Origin of the sequence: Fibrobacter sp. UBA4309, assembly GCF_002395745.1 — a bacterium.
GTDB lineage: Bacteria > Fibrobacterota > Fibrobacteria > Fibrobacterales > Fibrobacteraceae > Fibrobacter.
On the sequence record NZ_DGUN01000054.1, the window covers coordinates 1 to 24,072 of the forward strand.

19 protein-coding genes are annotated in these 24,072 nt (G+C 53.8%); 14 read left to right on the forward strand and 5 right to left on the reverse strand.

What is annotated here, in order from left to right; translation table 11 throughout:
• Positions 1-2,430 (forward strand): alanine--tRNA ligase (alaS, locus tag B3M32_RS08245; RefSeq protein ID WP_290745227.1); only part of this gene is annotated, 2,430 nt, incomplete at its 5' end.
• Positions 2,431-2,558: 128 nt separating this feature from the next.
• A complete protein-coding gene (locus B3M32_RS08250; RefSeq protein ID WP_290745230.1) occupies positions 2,559-3,992 on the forward strand; it encodes an alanine/glycine:cation symporter family protein in 1,434 nt (477 codons plus the stop codon).
• A 5-nt stretch (positions 3,993-3,997) separates the two neighbouring features.
• Here the strand turns inward: B3M32_RS08250 and B3M32_RS08255 are convergent, their stop codons facing one another.
• From B3M32_RS08255 to B3M32_RS08265, 3 genes are all read right to left on the reverse strand, one after another.
• On the reverse strand, positions 3,998-5,395 hold the full coding sequence (locus B3M32_RS08255; RefSeq protein ID WP_290745233.1) for an endo-1,4-beta-xylanase: 1,398 nt from the start codon (positions 5,393-5,395) through the stop codon (positions 3,998-4,000).
• A 184-nt stretch (positions 5,396-5,579) separates the two neighbouring features.
• Positions 5,580-6,992: an endo-1,4-beta-xylanase gene (locus B3M32_RS08260; RefSeq protein ID WP_290745236.1), complete on the reverse strand. Its 1,413-nt coding sequence runs from the start codon at positions 6,990-6,992 to the stop codon at positions 5,580-5,582.
• 91 nt (positions 6,993-7,083) lie between these two features.
• Positions 7,084-8,061 carry a GSCFA domain-containing protein gene (locus tag B3M32_RS08265; protein ID WP_290745240.1) on the reverse strand — a complete coding sequence of 326 codons (978 nt, stop codon included), beginning with the start codon at positions 8,059-8,061 and terminating at the stop codon, positions 7,084-7,086.
• Positions 8,062-8,270: 209 nt separating this feature from the next.
• On the opposite strand from B3M32_RS08265, the gene B3M32_RS08270 reads away from it, so the two are divergent.
• From B3M32_RS08270 to B3M32_RS08280, 3 genes are all read left to right on the forward strand, one after another.
• Entirely contained in the window at positions 8,271-9,101 is an 831-nt protein-coding gene (locus B3M32_RS08270) for a TIGR02147 family protein (RefSeq protein ID WP_290745243.1), read from the forward strand.
• A gap of 9 nt (positions 9,102-9,110) precedes the next feature.
• A complete protein-coding gene (locus B3M32_RS08275; RefSeq protein ID WP_290745246.1) occupies positions 9,111-10,970 on the forward strand; it encodes an FISUMP domain-containing protein in 1,860 nt (619 codons plus the stop codon).
• Between the two features lie 144 nt (positions 10,971-11,114).
• Positions 11,115-11,870 (forward strand): geranylgeranylglyceryl/heptaprenylglyceryl phosphate synthase, encoded by a 756-nt coding sequence (locus tag B3M32_RS08280; protein WP_290745250.1) that lies wholly within the window; start codon positions 11,115-11,117, stop codon positions 11,868-11,870.
• Positions 11,871-11,938: 68 nt separating this feature from the next.
• Here the strand turns inward: B3M32_RS08280 and B3M32_RS08285 are convergent, their stop codons facing one another.
• On the reverse strand, positions 11,939-12,826 hold the full coding sequence (locus B3M32_RS08285) for a LysR family transcriptional regulator (protein ID WP_290745253.1): 888 nt from the start codon (positions 12,824-12,826) through the stop codon (positions 11,939-11,941).
• Between the two features lie 118 nt (positions 12,827-12,944).
• On the opposite strand from B3M32_RS08285, the gene B3M32_RS08290 reads away from it, so the two are divergent.
• The 8 genes from B3M32_RS08290 to B3M32_RS08325 all read left to right on the forward strand — a co-directional run bounded on the left by B3M32_RS08290 (position 12,945) and on the right by B3M32_RS08325 (position 22,399).
• Positions 12,945-13,499, forward strand: coding sequence for an FISUMP domain-containing protein (locus B3M32_RS08290; protein WP_290745256.1), 555 nt, complete (start codon positions 12,945-12,947; stop codon positions 13,497-13,499).
• Positions 13,500-13,609: 110 nt separating this feature from the next.
• The gene (locus tag B3M32_RS08295) at positions 13,610-15,289 is read left to right on the forward strand and encodes a putative transporter (protein ID WP_290745259.1); all 1,680 of its coding nucleotides are present in this window, start codon (positions 13,610-13,612) and stop codon (positions 15,287-15,289) included.
• Positions 15,290-15,403: 114 nt separating this feature from the next.
• A complete protein-coding gene (locus tag B3M32_RS08300) occupies positions 15,404-15,691 on the forward strand; it encodes a hypothetical protein (RefSeq protein WP_290745262.1) in 288 nt (95 codons plus the stop codon).
• A 9-nt stretch (positions 15,692-15,700) separates the two neighbouring features.
• Positions 15,701-16,624 carry an ABC transporter ATP-binding protein gene (locus B3M32_RS08305; protein WP_290745265.1) on the forward strand — a complete coding sequence of 308 codons (924 nt, stop codon included), beginning with the start codon at positions 15,701-15,703 and terminating at the stop codon, positions 16,622-16,624.
• On the forward strand, positions 16,611-17,414 hold the full coding sequence (locus B3M32_RS08310) for an ABC transporter permease (RefSeq protein WP_290745268.1): 804 nt from the start codon (positions 16,611-16,613) through the stop codon (positions 17,412-17,414). The genes B3M32_RS08305 and B3M32_RS08310 overlap by 14 nt, the downstream gene beginning before the upstream one ends.
• The gene (locus B3M32_RS08315; RefSeq protein WP_290745271.1) at positions 17,411-19,036 is read left to right on the forward strand and encodes a type IV pilus twitching motility protein PilT; all 1,626 of its coding nucleotides are present in this window, start codon (positions 17,411-17,413) and stop codon (positions 19,034-19,036) included. Before B3M32_RS08310 ends, B3M32_RS08315 begins: the two co-directional genes overlap by 4 nt.
• A 2-nt stretch (positions 19,037-19,038) precedes the next feature.
• Positions 19,039-20,046, forward strand: a complete 1,008-nt coding sequence (locus B3M32_RS08320; RefSeq protein WP_290745274.1) for an ATPase, T2SS/T4P/T4SS family — start codon at positions 19,039-19,041, stop codon at positions 20,044-20,046.
• Complete coding sequence (locus B3M32_RS08325; RefSeq protein WP_290745277.1) at positions 20,018-22,399, forward strand: patatin-like phospholipase family protein; 2,382 nt, start codon at positions 20,018-20,020, stop codon at positions 22,397-22,399. Before B3M32_RS08320 ends, B3M32_RS08325 begins: the two co-directional genes overlap by 29 nt.
• Before the next feature lie 18 nt (positions 22,400-22,417).
• Here B3M32_RS08325 and mltG read toward each other — a convergent pair whose 3' ends face one another.
• Complete coding sequence (mltG, locus tag B3M32_RS08330; protein ID WP_290745280.1) at positions 22,418-23,428, reverse strand: endolytic transglycosylase MltG; 1,011 nt, start codon at positions 23,426-23,428, stop codon at positions 22,418-22,420.
• A 96-nt stretch (positions 23,429-23,524) separates the two neighbouring features.
• Between mltG and B3M32_RS08335 the strand changes: the two genes are divergently transcribed.
• Positions 23,525-23,968 carry a hypothetical protein gene (locus B3M32_RS08335; protein ID WP_290745283.1) on the forward strand — a complete coding sequence of 148 codons (444 nt, stop codon included), beginning with the start codon at positions 23,525-23,527 and terminating at the stop codon, positions 23,966-23,968.
• Positions 23,969-24,072 lie beyond the last annotated feature (104 nt).

Here is a 24,072-nt window from a genome sequence, read left to right on the forward strand (position 1 = left end):
GGTAAGCACAACGACCTCGACGTGGTGGGTCGCGACAACTACCACCACACCTTCTTCGAGATGCTCGGTAACTGGAGCTTCGGCGACTACTACAAGAAAGAAGCCATCGCCTGGGCCTGGGAACTTTTGACCGAAGTTTGGAAGCTCCCGAAGGAACGCCTCTTCGCGACCGTGTACCAGGACGATGACGAAGCCTGGCAGATTTGGAAGGACGTGTCCGGTCTCCCGGATGACCGCATCATGCGTTTTGACGCTCACTCCAACTTCTGGGAAATGGGTGACACCGGTCCGTGCGGCCCCTGCTCCGAAATTCACTACGACCGCGGCGACCTCGCCACGCAGGCCGAAACGTTCAAGGATCCCATCAAGGGCGTGAACGGCGAAAACGACCGCTACATCGAAATCTGGAATAACGTGTTCATGCAGTACGAACGCGTGAGCGACGGAAGCTTGATTCCGCTGAAGGCGAAGAACGTCGATACCGGTATGGGCTTCGAACGTATCTGCGCTATTCTGCAGGGCAAGACCAGCAACTACGACACCGACGTGTTCACCCCGATCATCGCAAAGATCGCTGAACTCAGTGGCGTGCCGTACAACGATGGTGAAGCCGGTACTCCGCACCGCGTGATTGCCGACCACATCCGCGCTATTTCTTTCGCTATTGCCGATGGCGCTCTCCCGAGCAACGAAGGCCGTGGCTACGTGCTCCGCCGCATTCTGCGCCGCGCTAGCCGCTTTGCCCGCCTGCTCGGCCAAAAGAAACCGTTCATTTGCCAGCTCGTGCAGGTGCTCGCCGATACGATGGGCGATGCCTTCCCCGAAATCCGCGAACGCAAGGAATTCGTGGCAAGCGTCATCAAGAGCGAAGAAGAAAGCTTTATCCGCACGCTCGACGCCGGCCTCGAACGCTTCGCCGGCATCGTGCAGGAGTTGGGTGCCGGTGCAAAAGTCGTGCCGGGCGATAAGGTGTTCCTCCTTTACGATACTTACGGATTCCCGCCGGACCTCACCGGTATTCTCGCCGAAGAAAAGGGCCTTACCATTGACGAAGAAGGCTACAACAAGTGTATGGAAGAACAGAAGGCCCGCGCCCGCGCCAACATGAAGCAGGGCATCAACACCATGGGTACCGAAGGCTGGACGCAGTACAGCGAAGAAAGCACAAAGTTCGTGGGCTATGAACTCTCCGCTTGCGAAACGAAGGTTGTCCGCTGGCGCGAAGACAAGGGAGTCCTCTCCATCGTGCTCGAAACCTCTCCGTTCTATGCCGAAATGGGTGGCCAGGTCGGCGACAAGGGAACGCTCGTTTCTGCAGACCTCGAAATTGACGTGTTCGACACCGTGAAGGTGAACGACACCGCCCTCTGCCGCGGCAAGGTAAAGAAGGGTACGGCCAACGAAACGACGATGGGCGCTGTGTTCATGGCAACTGTCGACAACGACCGCCGTAACGATATCCGCAAGAACCACTCCGCCACTCACTTGCTGCAGGCCGCTCTCCGCCAGGTGCTCGGCACCCACGTGCAGCAGCAGGGTAGCTTTGTTTCGAACGAACTCCTCCGCTTCGACTTCAGCCACTTCAACGCGATGACCGCCGAAGAAATCCAGAAGGTGGAAGACATCGTGAACGCGAAGGTGATGGAATGCCTCCCGGTCAACACCCAGGTGATGGGCGTCGACGAAGCCAAGGCTAGCGGTGCCATGGCACTGTTCGGCGAAAAGTACGGCGACGAAGTCCGCGTCGTGAAGATGGGCTGCGCGAACGAAGAATTCTCCAAGGAACTCTGCGGTGGTTTGCATGTGCAGAACACCGGTAACATCGGCATGGTGAAGATTATCAGCGAATCCAGTGTGAGCGCTGGCGTGCGCCGTATCGAAGCCGTTTCTGGCCGTGGCGCTCTCTCGCTGCTCCGCGCCGGAACGCAGATTTTGACGGCCCTCCGCGAACAGCTCCGCTGCAAGGATGCCGAAGTTCTCGACCGCATTCAGCAGAGCTTTGCCAAGACGCAGAACTTGGAAAAGAGCCTGCAGTCCGTGAAGCTGGAACTTGCAACGCTTGCCGCTGCCGAACTCCTGAACGGCGGCATCAACGTGGCTGGTGTGAACCTCTACGTTCGCGAACTCAACATGCCCGAAGACAAGTACAAGAACTTGCTGGACGGCGTTCAGAACAAACTCGACACCGACAGCGTCGCCGTGATTGCCAACAAGGACAACGGTTCCGGCAGCATCGCTGTGATGGTCGGCAAGAACGTCCAGGCCAAGGGCATCAAGGCCGGCGACCTCGTCAAGGATCTCGCCGCTGCTTGCGGTGGACGCGGCGGTGGACGCCCGGACCGCGCTCAGGCCGGCACCAAGGAAGTCGACAAGATTGCCGGTGCTATCGCCAACGCCAACAACTGGATTAGAGCTAAGTTGGGCGCTTAAATAGCCGAAAAAAAGTCAAACACTTCGATGAAAAGGCGACCCATGCCATTGTGCAGGGCGCCTTTTACTTTTTTTGTAGAAGTTTCTAAATTAATTTACTAGCGTTCGTTTTGATAGGAGCCTCGCCAATGGTCGATTTTTTAAATGCAGTTGACAGCGTCCTCTACTACCCCATCCTGATTATCGTTCTCGCTGCAGCGGGAATTTACTTCAGCATACGCACGCGGTTCGTGCAAATTAGACTTTTCGTAGAGGCAATCCGTTCGCTTATCGAACGTCCGCACGAGGCGGGTGGGGTTTCTTCGTTGCAGGCTCTGCTCGTGTCGACCGCATCGCGCGTGGGCACGGGCAACATCATCGGCGTCTCTACGGCGATTTGCCTGGGCGGCGCGGGGGCCGCATTCTGGATGTGGGTGCTCGCGATTATCGGCGCGTCGTCGGCATTTGTCGAAAGTACGCTGGCGCAGGTGTACAAGCATCGCGACCACCGCACGAATGCCTGTTACGGCGGCCCGGCGTATTACATCGAGAGTGCGCTGCACAGCCGCTGGCTCGGAGTGGTCTTCGCGGTGTTCCTGATTTCCGCATACGCTTTCGGATTTAATTTACTTTGTTCCTATAACCTGCAGTCAACCTTCGAAACGTACAGTTTCTACAACCCGTCGGTGACGCCGTGGATTATCGGCATTATCCTTGCGGTACTGGTCGGTTTCTGCCTGTTCGGCGGCGGCAAGCGCATTGTCAAGACAACTGGCGTGCTAGTCCCGGTCATGGGACTTTTCTACGTGATTCTCGCAGTCATCATGCTGATCGCGCATTTTGACCTGATTCCGTCGGTGATTGTCGCGATTATGCAAGATGCGTTCGACTTCCAGGCGATTGGCGGCGGCATCGCAGGCTCTTGCCTGATGTACGGCATCAAGCGCGGGCTCTATTCCAACGAGGCGGGCGTAGGTTCCGCACCGAACGCGGCTGCGGCGGCCCATGTCTCGCATCCGGTAAAGCAGGGGCTTGCGCAGATGCTCTCGGTCTATATCGACACGCTGTTCCTTTGTACGGCAACGGCCCTGATGTGCCTTGTCTCCGGCGTGCCGGGGAATGCCGACAATGCAGGCGCCATGTACGTGCAGCAGGCTGTTTCCACGACGTTCGGCGCGGTGGGCCCGGTGTTCATCACGATCGCGATGACCCTGTTCGCGTTCACGACGCTGCTCGGGAACCTCTACTACGTGCACAACGCGATTGCCTACATCAACAAGAAGAAGATGCCCGGCAAGAAGGCGATGACGGTGATTCATATTTTGTGCAGCCTGGTGGTGCTCTTTGGCGCGGTGACTCCGATGGATGCCTGCTGGGCGCTGGCCGACATCACGATGGGCGGCATGGCGCTGATCAACCTGCCCGCGTGCGTCATTCTGGGCGGAGTCGCCTTCAAGGCGCTTCGTGATTACGAACGCCAGCGAAAGCAAGGCCGCAATCCGGCCTTTATCGCACGGCATATCGGCATGGACGGCGACAAGCTTGACTACTGGCGCCACAAGGAAAGGGACGAAAGGACCTAGCGTCTTTATCTTACCGCGATACGCTTTGTAAGGCTTGCAGAACCGTCGCGCACACGCACCACGTACAATCCTTCGGAAACGTTCTTCAATTCGATTGAACCCGTTTCGCACTTGGCGCTGAATACCGGGCGTCCCTGCATGTCGAATACGTCGACCATGGCGGACTGCGTACCCGCGATAAGCAGTGTATTGCCTGAAACCTGCATGGACAGGCTTGCCGGAGCCATAGACGCCTTGATGGTTATAGTACTCGACGAAGATGACACATCCGTTGACGAAGAACTTTCGGGAGTGTTGCTCGAGTACGGCGAAACCACTTCGGACGGGGCGTGCGCCTTGAGGCTTACGATAAGGCTGTCATAAGCGGGCTTCGGCTTGTATTGCTTGTCGTAGATGAGCCCCTGGGTTTTGCCCTGACTACCGTCGAGCCAGCTGTGCGCATCGGTCACGCCCCAGATCATGAATTCACCCATGTTCGGCTCTTCGAGGAATACGTCCATGAACTGGCGGTAGAGATGGCCCTGTTTCTGGTAGTCCTTTGCGCTCAGGCTGTTTGCGGAACCTTTCGGGAACCCGATATCAAGTTCGGTGATGTTCAGCGTAATGCCCAGTTCGGCGAGCGCCCTGGCGAAGTCGCGGACGTTCTTCGGGGTAGTTTCGTGAGAGATTTCGATATGGGTTTGCGTGCCTACGCAGGTGATGGGAATTCCGTTCTTTTTCCAGCGTTTGACCTGCTCCAGTACGAACCCCGCCTTGCTGCCGGAGCCCAATCCCCATTCAATGGCGTAGTCGTTGTAGCAGAGTTCCGCGTCCGGGTCGGCGGCGTGCGCCCAAACGAAGGCGGAATCGAGGAAGTCGGCGCCGAGGGTCTCGAACCATACGGACCCGCTGGAACGCCAGCCGTGGTTGTTGTTGTCGTTGACGGCCTCGTTCACCACGTCCCATTCGGCGACTTGGCCTTTCCAGTGGCCGACCACGTTCTCGATGTGGTTCTTGAGCACCTTGAACAGTTTGTCTTTTTGTCCTTTGTAGTTGTTTACCCAGTTAGGAACCTGGCTGTGCCAGGCGAGGGCGTGTCCGCGGACGCGCATGCCGTTCTGTTGCGCGTACTTGACCATCTTGTCGCCGTTGCCGTAGCTGAACTTGCCTTCGCTAGGCTCCGTGGCATCGAACTTCATCTCGTTCTCGGCAACGACTGCGTTAAATTGTGCTTTGTGGATTTGCTCGAACTGCGATTCGATTCTGCCTCCGAACCATTCGCTGTTCAGGATAGCTCCGATGTAGCGGCCACGTTCTTCGGCCAGGGATCGAAGGGTTTCGTCGGCGGCGAAGGCGTTCGTGACGCCTGTGCCAAAAAGGGCGACACCAACCATGGCGCCCATAAGATAAGACTTTGTTCTCATCTTCACTCCTTTATGTTTGTTGAACAGAAAAATAAACACAAAAGACAACGATGGAGTTGGTGCGGGTATAAATGTGTTGTAACGCTTTAAATGCCGTTTTTGAATGAAAAACGGCGTTTTTGTACTAAAAAAGCCGCGGCGTGGGCCGCGGTCTCATTTATGAATTTGTCCAGGAGGCTATGGCCTACTTTATCGCGATTCGCTTGGTCAGGTTTGCCGAGCCGTCGCGCACACGTACCATGTATAGACCTTCGGAAACGTCCTTCAGGTCGATGGATCCCTTCACGTTCTTCGCGCTGAATACGGGGCGCCCTTGCATGTCGAATACGTCGACTTTTGCGGAATTTGCGCCTGCGATAAACAGCGTGTGGCCTGCGACGTACATGGAGACGCTGCCCGGACCGGCAGACTTCGCAATTGCTGTGGTGGTGTCCTTGACTGTCGTATCCTTGACGGTCGTATCCTTCTTGGAGGTGTCGGCGACTACGGTGTCCTTCTTGGCGGTATCCTGCGGCGGCTCGAAGTTTTGGAGCCTCACCAGAATACTGTCGAAAGCCGGTTTCGGATTCAGGTTGTCGTCGTAGATAAGGCCCTTCTGCCTGTTGAGCCCGCCAAGCCAGCTCCATTTGTCAGATACGCCCCAGATCAGGTACGTGTCCGCATTCGGTTCTTCGAGGATAATGTCCAGGTATTCGCGGAAGGTCTTTCCCTGGCGCTCGAGATCGCTCTTGCTCACGTTGATGCCGCTCTTGAATCCGATATCGAGTTCGGTTATTTTCAGCTTGATGTTGAGCTTTGCAAGTTCCTTGGCGAGGGCGCGGAGACTGTCCGGCGAACCGATAAAGTGCTTGTCGGTGGTGGTGTCTTCCACGTGGGTCTGGGATCCCACGCAATGGATAGGAATGCCGTTTGCGACCCAGCGCTTCACCTGTTCCAGCAAGAATCCCGCCTTGGCTTTCGGGCTGATTCCCTGTTCGAGGTTATAGTCGTTGTAGCAGAGTTCTGCATTCGGGTCAGCGGCGTGTGCCCACACGAAGGCGGAGTCGATGAACTCGGGGCCGATACCCTGATACCATACGGAGTAGCCGCGCCACTGGGGTTCGTTGTTGCTGATAGCTTCGTTCACCACGTCCCATTCGTCCACCTGGCCTTTCCAGTGCCCGACCACGTTGTCGATGTGGTTCTTGAGAACCCTAAGAAGTTCTTTTTTGTTTTTGCCGTATTTTTGATCCACCCAGCCCGGAACCTGGCTATGCCAGGCGAGGGCGTGACCGCGTACGCGCATGCCGTTTGCTTTCGCATACTTGACCATCTTGTCACCATTGCCGTAGTTGAACCGGCCTTCGCTCGGTTCGGTGGCGTCGAACTTCATCTCGTTTTCGGCGACGACGATGTTGAACTGCGTTTTGTGAATTTGTTCGTACTGTCCGGGAAGCCCGCCGCCAAACCATTGCGAGTTCAGGATGGCGCCGATATAGATGTTGTTTTTCTCGGCCAGCGATCTTAGGGTTTCGTCTGCAGCGAAGGCGTTAGAAAGGCCTGCGCTGAAAAGGGCTATGCCAAGCACAACCCCAGCGAGGGTTTGTTGTGTTCTCATTGTTACTCCTATTTTTGCCCTAATCCTCCCTAAAAATAAACTAAAAAGGGGGAGACCGATGGTAAAAAAAAGGAAAAGGCGTTGTAAAGCTTTAAATGCCCAGATTTGCGAAAAATTCGCGTTCTTTGTCCAAATGTAGCCCTTCTATTTGTGACTCGAGCTCTGTTGCCTGGGCCAAAATTTTCTTGACGAGGTTTCTTGTCGCATCGGAATCCGGGGCCGCAATCTTGTGGTTTGCCGTTTTCAGGAATTTTTCGACGCGCTCCATGTTGGTGCGTGTCGTGCTGTCGCAGTAAGTTTGGACCATGCGTTCGAAGATGTATTCTTCGGCGGTCTTGGACAAATGAACCATGTCACTGTCGTAAAAGCGATAGTCGCGCAGTTCGTCCAACACGATTTCGTAACTCGGGAAATAGTCGACGGCTGCCTGTTCTATTGCGAGCAGCAGCGTGGATTTTGAAAGATTGTTGCCGTGCGCGCCGTCGGCCATGTGCCGCAGCGGCGATACGGTAAAGACAACCTGGATGTCGGCGTGTATTCTGCGCAGGCTTGCCACGGTGTCTTCGAGCGCCTTTGAGGCTTCTTCTACGGAAATCATCCGGCGTTCAAAAAGCGAGGGGTCTTGTCGGTGGCAGTTCGAAACAGGTTTGCCGTTGTCTTTTAAATAGTACACGAAAGCGGTCCCGAGCGTAATGAAGGCGATGTCAGCCTTCTGCAGGAATTCCGAGGCCTGCGTGTTGACGGCGTTCAGGTTCGCGATGCAATCTTCGCGGGTATTTGCCGAAAGCGAACTGTGCGCATCAAAGCTGTGCCAGAGCTTGTCGCAACGTTCGTCCTTGAAAACGTCGCTGTTGCCAAACGCTTTGCCGTCCGCTATTCTGCGGAGCTGCCGCGCGATGGAACGCGGGTTGTAGACGGTGCCGAAGGGGTTTGCGAGCACGTTGAACTTTCGGACGGAAAATTGTGCCGAGATGTTGTCGGCAAAACACGATCCGAAAAACGCGATGCGGCTCGTGTAATCTATGCGTGTATTCAATGCGGGAATGTCGACCTTGGTGAAGAACTCCATGCCTTAAATATAGGTAAAGGCGCGCGCCTTGAAAATAAGTGTGGTTTTGCATTATAGAAAAATGCAATTTTTTTATGATTTTTTAATTAATCGCGGAAATTTTAATAAAAACGCCATTTTTGTATTGTAAAATAAGTTGACTTATGTGGAGTAAGAGGTATATTTAGAGCGTGACACACCTAGAAACTGTGAATCGGTTAGGAGGAAAAATGAAGGACGTTTTTGAATACACGGGCTACCGCCAGTACATCGCGGATTTTTACGCCGAAAGGAAGGTGAAGTCCGCGTTTACCTGGCGGGAGTTTGCAAGGATGGCGGGGTTCGCCTCGTCGGTCCACCTGAAATACGTGAGCGAGGGACGTTTCAACCTGGGCGAAGAATCCGTGGAGCGCGTGGCCAAGGCCATGGGGCTTCGCGGTAACCGGCTGGAATATTTTCGTGCGATGGTGGAGTTTGACCATGCCGCTACGGACAACATAAAGAAGGAAATCTTTGACAGGATGCTCTCCATCGCAAAACGGAGCGATGCCAAGGTTGTCGAGGCCGATGCGTACCGCTACTTTGACAGCTGGAAAAATCCGGTGCTCCGTGAATTGGCGCCTTCTATGCCGGGTGCAAAGCCGCTGGCGCTTGCAAAGGCGTGTCGCCCCAAAATTACCGCTGCCGAAGTCAGCGATTCGCTGAACTTTTTGGTGAAGGCGAATATGCTCCAGAAAGACGAGAATGGTAATTACGTTCAGACGAACAGGTCGATTACGGCAGGGCCCATGAAGGTGACGCCCGCTGTGATTCGCGGCCTGCACCACCAAATGGGCGAACTTGCGCTCGACACGATCGAGGGCGTGCCGCAAAACGAAAGGCATTTTTCGGGTGTGACGCTCGGCATTACGCAAGGCGCCTACGACGAAATTGTCGCTGAAATCGATGCGTTCCGCAAGCGTATTGTTGAAATCGCCACGAGGGAAACCGAAACGGATGAAGTGTACCGCCTGAACATCCAATTCTTCCCCATGACAAACAAGAGTTCTAAAAAGGGTTAGGAGGATATCATGAATTACTCAAAAATGGCTATGCAGTTTGTCTGCAAAATGGTGATGCCGCTCGCCTTGGTGTTCGCGGCCTGTTCCACGGATGACGGAAACGGTGTTTCAAAAACGGAAAGTGGGCCGGGTGTCGAAATGGGAGGCTCTTCGGAAGAACCGAGAATCTATGCCTTGACAGGGCGAGCGAACGCTGCGGCTAAAATGGCTGTCATGTCCATGTCGGATTCTACGAATTCGTCTAATATTTTATCTGTAAAACCGGGAACTGTTGTTCGAGTCTGTGAATTGGATTCGATTTCGTTGGATACGACGGGACTTGTTTTTGTCGATACCATTTCGGATAGTAGCGGTCATTTTGGTTTTGAAAGTCTTTCGCTCAATAGCCCGTATGTTCGGATAAGTGTATTTAATCCAGATAGTTTGGAATATTGCCAACCATGGGGATCTCCTTTTGATGGAAGTGAAAGTTGCGCTGATAGTCTCGCATATACTTATGTTCCTGAACTGACTGCAATTGTGGATTTACGAGTGTCTAAAAATATTGAAGTAAATGTTTTGACGCTTATGAAAGCCCATATTTTACTTGATTATGTCGCTGCCGGAATGCCTTTTGCAGAGGCGGAAAAAAAGGCGGAACGGGATATACTTGAAAGTCATGGAGTATATAAGGAGTTTGGGCCTTTTGAAACACCGCAAAGTGAGAGTGGTGATGAGTTTATTCGTGTTAAGGAGTTTATATCTACTGTTCATGATGATGTGGTTATGTACTATATGGGTGACACCAATGCTATTCTATGGGCCTTTGAAGAAAGTATTGAGCTGTATATGCATATTCCTAGTGAGGCCTATTCTTCAAGTAAAGAGAATGAAACTTTGTATGAAAAGATTGTGTCGTATTTGGAGTTGGAAACGGGCTTTATTGCTGAAAACCAGGGATTGGGACAGTGCAAGGACTCGCGTGAAGGGGAATCGGTCGCCTATAAAGAATATGAACTTGTTTGCCGTTCTGGAAAATGGAAAATGCAATATAAGGGAATCGAATTTACGAGCGGAACCATGGTCGATAATCGTGATGGAAAATCTTATAAAACGGTAACGTACAACATTGATGGAAAAACGCAAACTTGGATGGCGGAAAATCTGAATTACTTCGAATCTAATTTGCATGAAGGTACAGGTTGTCTTGCCGGCGATGAATTTGCATGCGAAGTAAATGGCCGCTTGTATGAATGGCAGGCTGCGATGAATATGGATAGAAACTCGATGAAGGTGTTCCTTGCTCTTCCTGAAAGCGATACGGTTTTCTTGGACGATAAGTGTAAATCTATGATTGAAGATTTTAATAAGTGCTATTTCATTGAAACTTCTGATTGCGGGGAAAAGCGCAGGGAAAGTGAAAAATATTGTAAATCCCTTTATCCCGAAGGTATATTGACGATGCTTGGCGAAGGCGATGCGTATTGGAAATGGAATTATGCGGATTATTTGTCCCAGTCTAATGTAATGAGTTATCAAGGCGTATGTCCTGACGGATGGCGTCTCCCAAATCAAAGGGACTGGAAAGCTTTATTTGAATACGTTACTAGTCAAGGGGTGACTTTTGCGGCGCTTGCAGATGAAGCTGCTACGGGTTTTAATATGAAAAGTTTGGTTTTGATAAGAGACGATGAAAACTGGCAAAAGTATGAACCAAGTTTTGTGGCTGTTCCTGATATTGAAAAAGGGTATGGTCAATCGGGATATTCTTCGGCTGCAGGTATGGGTGGTTGTTCTGTGATGGTGGATGGCGGATGTCCTGTTTCTGCGCATTATCGCTATGACTTTGCTTCGACATTTTATTCAGTCCGCTGCATCAAGGACGAATAGCGAATTTGGGGGTTAAGGAGAATCGGTTAGGAGGCCGGGAAGGCGGGCGGAAGCCCGCCTTTTTGTGATTTTTGTGGCATAGAAGAAACAAATATTGTATCTTTATGGTGTCTTGCGGAATAGACGCGAGAAAAGGAATTGATTATGAAACCAGGTAAGACCGAGCTACGCTTGAACGCAGAAATCGAAAAACGCGGTGCGCTTTTTGCCGTGTTGCTCGATCCCGATACGTCAGACGAAGCCGCTTTCGTGAAGGCGGGTGCCATGGCGGCCGAGAACGGTGCCGACCTCTTGCTGGTGGGCGGCTCGTACCTGGGCAACTTTACGCTCCCCAAGCAGGTGGCTGCCCTCAAGGCGGCGGTCAATCTGCCCGTAGTGCTTTTCCCGGGTGGTGCTTCTCAGGTGGTGCCCGGTTTTGATGCGATGCTTTTTATGACCTTGGTGAGCGGACGTAATCCGAATTATTTGATTGACGAACAGGTCCGTGGTGGTGCCCTGGTGCGAGCCCTCAATATGGAAGCCATCCCGACGGCTTACCAGCTCATCAACAGCGGCAAGCGCACGACGGTGGAATACATCAGCGGTACCATGCCGGTGCCCGCAAACAAGCCCAAGCTCAGCATGGTGAATTCCATTGCCGCAGAACTTATGGGCATGCGCTATGTGTACCTGGAAGCGGGCAGCGGCGCCGAGGAGCCCGTGCCTGTTGAACACATTGCCTATACGCGCAAGGCGACCGAGATGACCATCATCACCGGTGGTGGCATCAAGGACCCGCAGACGGCCGCTATTCGTGTGGCTGCGGGCGCCCAGGTTATTGTGACGGGAACGCTTTGGGAAAAGGTCGACGATCCGGCGCTGTTGAAAGAATTCGCCTCTGCGATTCATGTCAAGGGATAACGCCGAACGGTTTGTAAGTTAGTTGCCCCCGACCTGTCGATCGGGGGCATTTTTATTGAGCGTATTTTCTATTTCGCCTTGCGGTTGCCCATGTTTTTGGCGAGCTGCCCGACTATGAACTTGTAGAATTTCTCCAGGTGGGAATTGTCCTGCTTGATACGGCGGTATGTAATCACGATGTCGCGCTTGAAATCGGCGTCGGTGATTTTTAGCAGGCGGATCTTGCGGCTGTCCACCTTGCCCCATGAAAATTCAGGCCAGAATCCGACGCCGAGGCCGCTCGCGATTGCGTCCTTGACGACGAGTGCGTTATCGCTCTCGAAGATGTCGTGGGACTTGAATCCGATGCGGTCGCAGTAGTCGCTGCAGATCTTGTGCAACTGCTTGGAGCCGTACAGGCCGATAAAGTCTGTATCGCCCAGTTCGTGGAGCGATATGCTGTCACGTTTTTTGTATTGCGGAGTGTTGGGCACGGCGAGGAAGATTTCTTCGGGGCATACGAAGACTTCTTCGTCGGGGTTCTCTTGCGGCCGGTATTCCGCGAAGGTCTGCACGCATATGTCGTAGAGGGTGGATTCTTCTTTCTGTACGAGGTAGAAACGGATTCCAGGAGTTTTCTTTTTGTACTGGATGATGGCGTTCGCCACGAACGATGACGCTGCCAGCACCTTCACGCTTATGGTCACTGCCTGCTTGTCGGATTTTGCACGGAGGCGCGCCGGCAAAGCTTCGATGTCCTCGTAGAGAGGCTTCACTTTCTTGTAGAAGTAGTCGCCGGCCTCGGTGAGCTTGATGTTTCTGCCACTGTTTTTGAACAGCTTTACGCCCAGCTCGTCTTCTAGCTTGTGGATGGCGTGCGTCAGTGCAGGCTGCACGATGCAGAGGGTTTTTGCGCTTTGTGTCACATGTTCTGTGCGGGCGACTTCGAGGAAATATTTGATATGTGTTAGCTCCATATGTGGCTCCTGACTTCATTCATCAATAAAATGAATAATTTAAATATAAATAATCTATTAGACAATATACACCCGCAAATCTATTTTTTCGCCAGAAAAACCCTCAAGGAGCCTTATCATGAAAAAAATTATCGCCACTATTGCCTCTATCTATGCCGCTTTCGCCCTGGTTGCCTGCCAGGATAACCGCAGCTGCACTTATGATGCCGACAACCACACGCTTGCCTGTCCCGAGAAGACTTACGCCACCGTCGATATCGGTGGCAAGTCCTGGATGGCTGAGAACCTGACCGTCTACACTCCCGATTCCAGTACGTGTTACGACAACAATCACGATAACTGCGTGACCGCGGGCCGCCTCTATACTTGGGATGCCGCGATCGGGGCGGTCTGCCCTACCGGGTGGCGTTTGCCGACCCAGCAGGAATTCAAGGATGCCTTCGGGACGGCTCCGGTGGAAGAACTCAAGAAGACCGAAGTGTTCAATATCCAGTTCGCCGGGTTCAAGTACTATGACGGCAAGTTCGCGGACAAGGGCCAAAGCGCGAGCTTCTGGACCAGCGAGTCCTACGACGATTCCAGGGCTTTTCTCGTGCGCGTCACGGGCGAGGGCGTTTCTTATGAGCATTTCAACAAGAATATCTCCGCATCGGTCCGTTGCGTGAAGGAATAATTTTCCTACTTTCTTCTTGTCTTCAACCCCTAACCCGCAGACATTAGATGACTGGCCTAAGATTATTTCTTTCGTCTTTCGTCTCTCGTCTCTCGTCTCTCGTCTAAACAATGACTTGGTTATTAGATCTATTTACAAAGCCCTCGGTCGGGCAACAGGTCGTAGCGATTGCGCTTACCGCGGCTATCGGCCTTATGGTCGGCAAGATCAAGGTCAAGGGGATTGGCCTTGGTGGGGCGGGGGCGCTCTTCGTGGGCATCCTTCTCGGGCATCTCGGCCTGCGCGTCGATGGTAACGTTCTCCACTTTATCCAGGAATTCGGCCTCATCCTCTTTGTCTACACGATCGGTATGCAGGTGGGTCCGGGATTCATGGACTCCATCCGTAGGCACGGGCTTGTGCTGAACGTTCTTTCGGTGGGCATCGTGTTGCTTGGCGTAATCGTGACGCTCTGCCTCTACTTCTTTACTGGCATGCATGACAACGTACCCGTGCTTGTCGGGATGCTTTGCGGAGCCGTGACGAACACGCCTTCTCTCGGTGCGGCGAACTCGGCCTTTGCTGCGGTTGGCGTAGATGCGTCCCTTCCGGGAATCGGGTATGCGGTCGCCTATCCGTTTGGCGTCATCGGCATTATTCTTGTGATGATTCTCGTACGCGTTATTTTTAGGCAGAATCCGAACAAGGCTGCCGAAAGTTATGCGGCGGATATCGCGGCGACTTCCTGGGAAATTGAATCCTGCAGTCTTATGGTTGATAACCAAAATTTGTATGGAATCCAGCTGAAAGAAATCCCGAATCTTGTTTCGAGCGGTGTCGTGGTGACGCGCTTGTTGCGTGATGGCAATATCTTTACTCCGAAGGGTTCTACGATTATAGAACGTGGCGACAAGATTCATCTGGTGGGAATGCCCGATGCTATTGCTGCTATGGAAAAGATTATCGGTAAAAGGCTCGAAACCCCTATTACCAAGTTCGCCTCCGATTCGGCAAAACCCATCCAGGTGAAGACGGTGCTCGTGACGAACAAGAAGATCCTTGGCCACACGATTGGCTCGCTCGCCTTGGCGGAACGTTACGGCGTGAACGTGAGCCGCGTAACCCGCGGGGAATTCAAGTTTACGGGTCGCCTTGATTTGCGTATCAAGTTTGCGGATAAGTTAATGATTGTCGGCCCTGCGGAAGGTGTCGATGCGGTGACGAAGGAACTGGGCAACTCGTTGACGGCGATTGACCATCCCGAAATTCTGCCCGCATTCCTGGGAATCTTCCTTGGCGTGATTGTCGGGAGCATCCCGTTTGCCATACCGGGAATGCCTACCCCGCTCAAGCTTGGTCTGGCCGGTGGCCCGCTCATTGTCGCGATTCTCCTGAGCCGCAAACGCAAGATTGGTCCGCTCAACTTTTTTATGGCGAACAGCGCGAACCTGATGCTCCGCGAATTCGGTCTTACGCTCTTCTTGAGCTGCGTTGGACTAAATGCCGGTATCAAGTTCTTCGATGTGCTCTTGAACGGCGATGGGCTCTACTATATGGGGCTGGCTTCCCTTATCACGTTCCTGCCGCTAGCGATCATGGCGTGTGTCGGTCATTTCGTGTTCAAGGTGAACTACCTATCGCTCTGTGGCGTACTTGCCGGTGCCATGACAGACCCGCCTGCGCTCGCATTTGCGAATAGCCAGGCGGACAGCGATGCAGTGAATGTGGGCTATGCTTCGGTTTACCCGCTAACCATGTTGCTTAGGATTCTGAGCGGCCAGGTGCTTGCGATACTGCTTTTGTCGCTCTGATAGGCCTCTTTTTGCCCGATTTCTAGGAATCGGGCAAGTTTTTTTCCCAGATATTTGTGTATTTTTCAATAAAGGAACGATGCACCCGAAAGGTGCTGTTTTTGAGGTATACCTATGCGAAAGTTGGTCATAGTGACTTATGTGCTGCGCGGACTCGGTTTTGTACTGGTGTTGCTGAGCCTTTTCGGCCACAGCCTAATTCTGAACGTTTTCCCCGGACTGGAGGGGACTTCCATCAATCCTATTTTCTATTCGGGCATCGCCGTCTACCTCGTAGGTGCGGTCATCTACTTCTTTGTCAACAAGAAAGAGAAGGCGGAACGCCGTCGTCGCGAAATCGAGGATGCCGAGGAGCGCGCGTTTGGAGGTGGGAAGGCGACGGAAGACGCCCGCGAAGATTAAGGATTGTGTATGAGTGACTTTATGATACAGATTGAGCATTTGCACAAGACGTACCGTAGCGGCTTTCTGATGAAACCGAAGCTTGCGCTCAAGGACGTGAGCTTCAGCGTGGAGCCGGGACAGGTGTATGGCTTTATAGGCCCGAACGGTGCGGGCAAGTCGACGACCATCAAGGTGTTGACGGGGCTTTTGAATTTTGATTCGGGCAAGGTTCTGGTGAACGGGATTTCTCCGCGCGACGCGAAGAGCCGCCGCTTTATCGGCTACTCCCCGGAACAGCCCTATTTTTATGACTACCTCACGGGGCGTGAGCTGTTGCGCTTTTACGGCAAGCTCGTCGGGCTTGACGGAACCGAACTGGAAAGCCGCATTGGCTGGGCGCTTGAACTTTTGCATGCGAACAAGGACTGGATTGACCGCAGGCTGCGCTCTTATTCCAAGGGCATGATGCAGCGCGTGGGAATCGCCCAGGCGATTCTTGGCAAGCCGAAGCTGTTGATTCTCGACGAACCGATGAGCGGGCTAGATCCGATGGGCCGCCGCGACGTGCGCGAGGCCATTCAGCAGCTGAACCGCGACGGCGTGACGATTTTCTATTCGAGCCACTTGCTCAGCGACGTGGAAAGCATTAGCCACAAGGTCGCGATGATTGTGGACGGCAAGATCGTGCGCGAGGGAACGGTTGACGAGATTACGGAATCGTGCGGCGTGGAATACCACGTGCGTACCCGCAAGGCGATTCTCGGCGAAGACCTGCCGCAGGGAGTCTCGCTGACTGGACACCCCGAGGAATTCGTCTGCGAGGACGATGCCGCCCGTGACCGCCTCCTGGCTTATTGCCTCTCAAACGGCATTGCGGTCGAGAAGATGGATCACAAGCGTCCGAGCCTCGAAGACATTTTGACGGAGGAGATTGCCCGTGCAGACGCTTAAGCATATTCTCATTATTGCGCATAATACTTTCCGTGAATCTATCCGTGACAAGATTCTCTATAACATCGTATTCCTCGCCATTGCGCTCACGCTGTTCAGCATCGTGCTTGGCGAATGGTCGGTGTTTGACCGCTCCTACGTTATCAAGTCCACCACGCTTTCGGTGATGAGCCTTTCCGGGCTCCTGATTTCGATTTTCGTGGGCATCAGCCTCGTGCAGAAAGAAATCCAACGGCGAACGGTGCTGACCCTCCTCTCGAAGCCCATTAGCCGAGTCACGTTTATCGTGGGCAAGTACTTCGGGCTTTTGGCGGTCATCGCGGTTCACCTTGCAATCTTGACTTGCATCTTCTACACGATGCTCCTGGCCTTCCATGCCGAACCTACGGCGAACCTGCTTTTGGCGATTTACCTCATCTTCTGCGAGATGGCGGTAGTGATTGCCGTGGCGCTCTTGTTCAGCAGCTTCAGCAGCACCGTTCTTTCGGCGCTGTTTACGCTGGGTGTCTACTTTGCGGGCCACCTGAGCAACCAGCTTTTGGAACAGGTGCGGTTTGCGAGCCGCATGGGCGAGATGGGCGATACTTCGACAGCGCTTTTCGAGAAGATGGCTGTTGTTATCCACGCCGTTTTCCCGGGACTCTACCGCTACAACGTGACGAGCTATGTCGTGCACAACGTGGCCCTTCCGGATATGTATTTGTTCTGGAATACGGTGTATGCCCTGGGTTATGTGGGTGTTTTCCTTGCGATTGCGAGTTGGTGGTTTAGCCGGAGGGATTTCCTATGAGAAACCAGTATATGGCGAAGGTCCTGGTCCACAACAAGGTGGTGACCGAGGACCAGGTGAATGCGCATTGGGGTGAGATTACGGACCAGATGGATATCGGCCAGGTTCTTGTGAAAGCGGGAATCCTGCAGCAGCCGATGTACGAAAAGGTCCTTGCCTTTGTGAAGAACATCGAGGCGAAAAATGCGGCGGCCCAGCCTGCCACGCCGGCAGAGCCGCCTGCGCCCAAGCCGAACCGTTCAACGACTTCCATTCCGGCGGTCAAGCCCGTCGGAATTCCGACGCCTGTCGCGCCCGCTCCCGTGAAAGCGGAACCGAAGGACGAGGAGCCGACACTCCAGATCGAAGGCAACAACATTTTTGGCGAAGTGACTTCGTCGAATGTGGATGTTGAGACGGTGTCGGGACTCGAGACGACGAGTATCTCGAATATCGGCATTGCCGCCGGCGATGCGGACGACGAACCCGAAGAAGAAGGGGACTTGCCTAGCCGTTTTGCCTTGGCTACGGGTGAAGGCAAGGCTGTCGAGGCTCCCGAAACGCTGACGCCGAAAATGAACCTCAAGAAGATTATTGCCTATGCCCGAAAGTTCGGAACGACGGACATCTATCTTTTTGCAGGCCGGCAGATCGTGATGCGTCAATCCGGCAACCTGTTCGCGGTAACGGAAGACACTCTCGATACGACGCGCCTAACGGAACTTCTTGGCGAGGCGTCCGAGGGCTTTGCCGATGGACACAAGGTTTCTATCGGAAAGAACTTCAGCAAGACCATGGGCCTTGCCGGTGTGGGCCGTGCCCGTATTACGGTGACCTGGGACGATGTCGTCCCGAATATTTCCATTCGCGTAATCCAGGCGGAATCGGCGACGCTCGAAAGCCTTTACTTGCCGGCTTTCTGTAATCGTTTTGCCGAGTTGCAGAGTGGTCTCGTGCTCATCGCAGGTTCTGCTTCTAGCGGACGTTCGACGACGATGACGACCTTTGCCGAAACAATTGCCGCCAACCGCCAGTGCTACATACAGACGATAGAACGCCCGATTGAACGCTTGCTTCAGAATCCGAACGGCGCGATTGTGCAGAAGGAAGTCGGCCTCCATGTGCGTACCGGTGTGGCGGGTATCGAGCTCGCTATCCGCGACGGTGCCGATGTCATTTGTTTCGACCATCTCACGTCTATGGAAGAGCTGAATTTGCTCTTGCAGGCTGCCAATGCGGGCGCGCTTGTTTTCGCCGTTACGGGTGGCAACAATATCCATGCGCTTCTTTCGCGCCTGCTTGCGTCCGTGCCCGAATCCGGACGTTCCGCATTCGCTTGCGCCTTGGCAGAACAGCTTAAGGGCGTGATTGTACAGCACCTTGTTCCGGTTGTCCAGAATCAGGGCCTGGTGCTTGCCTGCGAGGCGATGCGTATTTCTTCGACCGTGGCGAACATGATCCGCAAGTGCGATTTGTCGCAGGTTGCCGCGGCGATCAGCAGCCAGAAAGATCAAGGCGTTACGTTGGACGATTCCCTGCAGAAGTGCGTGGAATCCGGTTATATCGAAGGTGCCGAAGCTTGGAAACGCGCTTATGACAGCCGCCGTTTTGCTGCTTACAGACCCTCGGGCAAGGAGGCTTAGCTATGGCTACAGAAATAGAATCTCTCTTGGACTATGTGGTAAATGTCGGTGGAACGGAACTCATTGTAACTGAAGGCGCTCCTTCTGCGATTCGCCTGGCGGGCAAGGTGTGCAACATTCCTGACGCCCCGGCTGTGGAAATCGGAGCCCTTCGCGAATTCCTGGGATCTGTGGAAGGCGATTCCGGTTCTTTTGTCGGAGGTCCGTGGGCAGGGGTGAAGTGGCGCGTGCGTTATTTCCGTGCGGCTCTTGGGAACTCTGCTGTGTTCCGCCCGCTTATGGCCGAATGCCCGAACTTTGCCGAATTGGGCGCTCCGCAGACATTGAGCAACTTGCTTGGACTGAGTTCCGGCCTGGTCGTTTTCGCCGGGCCTGCCTGTTCCGGCAAGACGACTTCTGCGACATCTTACGTGAGCGCCCTTTGCGAATCCAAAATGCTTCGCGCCTGTTTCTTGAATTCGTCCGATGAGTTCCCGATTCGTGCCGGAGACAGCCTGATTCTCGCTAATTCCAGTGGAACGGTTCCAGACAAGATGGCGCAGGCGCTGCGTTGCGGCTGCGACTTGTTCTGGATGGGTGATTTTGATGGCGAGGACTTGCTGCCGATGCTCCGTGCTGCGGAATCCGGCGCCATTGTCGTCTGCTGTATTACTGCGGGCAATTCCGTGGGTGCGATAGAAGCGTTGCTTTCTGGAGTTTCCCTCGAAAACAGGGCTTTGGCCAGGACCATGCTTGCTGCGGCGCTCAAGGCGGTCGTTGTCCAGCGGCTGTTGCCGGGTGCGGCAGAAGGTGCCGGAGCGATGCCTGCATGGGAAATTCTCTACAATACGCAAAATGTTGCTTCGTTTATCCGTAACGGGGATCATTTCAAGTTGCCTTCCGTGATTGCGGCTTCTGCATCGGAAGGCATGCTGCTGATGGATGATTGCCTTGCGGAATTGGTTCGTGGCGGTTACGTTTCCCGGGAGGAGGCTGGAAAGTATGTCTCCAATGTGGCTCGATTCGGCTAAGGCGTTCTTCGCAAAAATTTCAATAACGCTTCTGGCGGTTTCTTCGTGCGTATTCGCCCAGGCCCCTTCCGATTCTTCGGTTGCCCGCCCCGATTCCGTCGTCGATGCCGACCTGTTGCTTCTGAGCAACATGCAGGAAATCCCGGATTCTGTTGCGGCAGTTCCGGTCGCAGCCGATTCTGCCGCTCCTGTTGCCTCTGCGTCCGCTGCCCCGGTTCTTAAGGACTCTACAGCCCCGACGGCCTTACCTTCGGGCCCGCTAAAGTCCGTACTGTACCTCGGTGGAGGCAAGAATTCCGCATGGTACCATTTGGGCGTTCTCTATGCCATAGAAGGCTACTCCATTCCAGTCGATTCCGTTGTCGGTGTTTCCTGGGGTGCCTTTGTCGGATTCCTGTGGGCCAAGGGCATGCCGCTTGACGATATCCAGCGCGTCTTGCTGGACCCCTACATTGCCGATATTGTCGGACAGAACGAAATGGACGATCTGTACGACGATGCGGAGCGCACATTCGAACTGCCCGTGTCTGTAAACGGCATGCCGAGTCTCCGTCACCGCTTTACTGTTTCTGCGGATACCAGCGGGAACCTGTACCGTAACGTGAAACCCCTGGAGCCGGATACTGCCCATATCAGGCGCGCCCTGGCAAGGCTTCGCATTCAGGAATCGCTTTACCGCCAGCCGGCAGGCTTTGTGGTCCCCTTCGACGTGTCGGGTATGGAAGACGACAACGGCGCTGTGGTGAACAAAGTCTACAAGAGCCTTCCGCTTCGCGAGAACGCCAGGAACGGTGAACTGGGTCCCTATGTGGCTTTGCCTTACGAAGACGAAGTCGGAGTGCTTCCGCTGCTCTCCATTGCAGATCCGAAAATGCTTGCTGACGGTTCGCTGTGGAAATCTCCGTGGCAGAATGCGATTGCCCAAAAGCAGATGCAGAATTTGGGAACGCAGCCCGGCGTGATGATCCGCGCGCATTCCGTTTCGGATACGACCCGCAGTGCATGGATACAGGCCGGGTTCTCGGCAGTGGAACGTCGCCTCGGCGAAATGATGGTGCTTCGCCCGCGTATGGCTGATTATGTATCCACAAAGAGAAAGTCTACACCGTGGTTCCGGTTCACTCCGGCTTTCGATAGCTTGTCTGCAGAACTGCAGTCTTCTGCGAAAACGTATTGGAACGCGAACGATACGGCCATGATGGCTCCCGAAAACTTTGCGAAGGGCGTGATGTCCCAGCCCGCATACGATTCCGTTTCGTTTACGATGCAGCCGTCCGGGGACGTGTTGATTGGCGCCGTAGTCAGGCCGACGTTCGATGTGTATGCGGGCGGTTTCGGATCCAATGCGATTGGCCCGAACGTGTATGCGGGAGTTGCGGTCAGCTATGTGGACCAGATGGAGTTCCTTCTGGACTTGCCGGGATTCTGGGGCAATGAATCTTACGGGTTCATGCCGCACTTGCAGATTTCCCGTTTGTGGAATCGCCGCTGGTCCCTGGATTTCGGTTACGACCTCATGAAGTTGCGTCCGCTAAAGAAATTCTCCAATGGAATTTCCGAAGAATGGCGAATCTATTCGGAAGAGCGCAGGGACTTGACCATGTCGGTCGGCTACCAGCTTGACGACTTGCAGAAGGTCTCGCTCCATTTCCTTTTTGGCGACAGGACATTTGAACTGGATAGTCGCCTTTACAATAAACACGAATTCGAGACCTATCCGGTTTCGCCGAGCCTGAATTACGAGTTGCTTTCTGGCGAGAAGGACAGGTGGTTCGCCAAGAAGGGATTCGAGGTGGATGCGTCTGTCGGCTTGCAGTCTATCGGCTTTGAGTTCGGTCTGAGCAACGTCATTCCGATATATTGGAAGTTGGCGGGAGAGGCCCGCTTTACGCATTCCCCGACGGACTTCTTTACGTTTAACGTGGCAGCCGCTGCCGGCTTGAATGCCTACCATAACGAAGGCCACGGATACGTCTATCCTGAATCCTTCGACTACAGGGTGATGGACAACTGCTATCGCCAGAAGGTCAAGGCGACGCCGTGGACTACGGAATGGTACAATCCTGATATGGCTTCGCATCACTACGGGCTGATCCGCCTGAATGCCGGATTGCATTACGGCGTAATCGGCGCCTGGGTCTTTGGCGCCTATGTCCGTGACTACGAAGACAATCCTTCTGCCTTGCTTGGAGAAAACAAGATCGTCCTTGAACCTGCGCTGCGCTTTGCTTACAAGTCGATCAGTGCCTATGTCGGAATGTCGCGTATAGTCGACAACCGGACAATGGAAGATCTCCAGGAAATCGGCGATTACCAATACTTTGTTCGTATCGGAAATTACGACCTGTTCTAGCGGCGTAACCGCAGGTGCTTATTCCCCGCGGTTCTTGGCGGCGACGTCTTTGTACTTGTTGTGGTCAGTGAGCGTGCTGCTGAAGAAGTGCGTCCCCGAGCCGTCGTCCTTGGCGACGAAGTAGAGCGCCTTGGTGTCAGCGGGATGTAGCGCCGCCTCGATGGCCTTGCGTCCGGGATTGGAAATCGGTCCTGGCATGAGCCCCTTGAACTTGCGCGTGTTGTACGGGCTGTCGCTGTTCAGCTGGCTCTTGTAGATGGGGCCGGTCAAGTTGCGGAAGATGAACCTCACGGTCGGGTCTGCCCCGAGCGGCATGCCGATGCGGAGGCGGTTGTGGAACACTCCGGAGATCAGGGGGCGCTCGTCGGGCTTTCCGGTTTCCTCTTCGACGACGCTTGCAAGCGTCAGCACGCGGTGCCAGTTGCCGAGAGTCTTCCACATGGATTCACCGGGCTTCTCCTTCAGCTCGTCTCGGAGCCGGAGGTTGGCGGCGACCATCTGCTTGAGGATGGTCTCTTCGTTGGCATCGATGGGGAAGGGATATGTCTCGGGGAGCAGGTAACCTTCGAGACTGTTCGCTTCGACACCTAACGAGCGGGTGAACTTCGGGTCCTGGACCAACCTGTTCCAGCGGTCCTCGTCCAGGCTCGGGAAGACCTTCTTCAGGTAGGCGGGGATTTCCCATGAGGCCCGACCTTCGGGGATGGTCACCTTGCGGACCGCGTTCTTGCCGCTTTCGATAATGGCGATAATCTCGTTCAGCTTCTGGTGGGCGGGGATCTCGAACCAGCCAGCCTTGAGTGCGGGCGGGTTGAACTTGCACCAGATTTTGAAGGCGAGAGCGTCTTTCCATACGCCCTTGTCCTGTAAAATTTGGGATACCTTGGCCGCGGAACTGCCTTTCGGGATTTCCAGGAGGACCGTTTCGGCATTTTCGGATGTCGCATTAACCCTTTTTTTGGCTTGAAAACCGCAAAAAAGGCCCGCAAGGATTAAAAAAACGAACAAAATTGCAAAAATCTTCTTCATAGGGTAAAAATTTAAAAGAAATTTCAACGAATTGCAAAAATAAAAGGTATATTCCTTATGCATTGTTGAATATTTTACCTTGCTTTTGAGGAAGTTATGAAAATGATCAAAAAGGTTATGTTTGTCGCTCTGGCAGTCTTGGTTGCATCTTCTTTCGCAGCCAAGAAGGTGAAGTCCAAGATTGGCGACGTCGATCTCACCAAGGAAAAGGGTGGTGGATCCGTGGTTTGTACCGCTGGCTTCAACGATGAATTGACCATCGTGAAGGAAGCCGACACCGACGTGTTGGTGAAAGGCAACTGTGGCCAGGGTTGGGTTGAAAAGTCTAAGATCGAATACGTAGCGCAGGCCGCGGGCGACAAGTCCATGAAGTTGGAAGGCGTGGACGTGGTCGGCTGGCTCGATAACCCGAGCGCCGTGTTCGTGTTGGAAAACGACGATATCGACTTCGACGGTGTGAACATCGACCGTGACTTCAAGGAATACCTGCAGCACACGATGGACCGTGAACAGATGGAAATGCACAACAACGAAAACTAGTTCGTTTCGTCCATTCGCGTCTTTTGTTGCCCGGCTTTAGTCCGGGCTTCTTTTTTTGTGTGGATCCCGTTCTCACGACGTTTGTTTCAGGATGGCAACGTTCG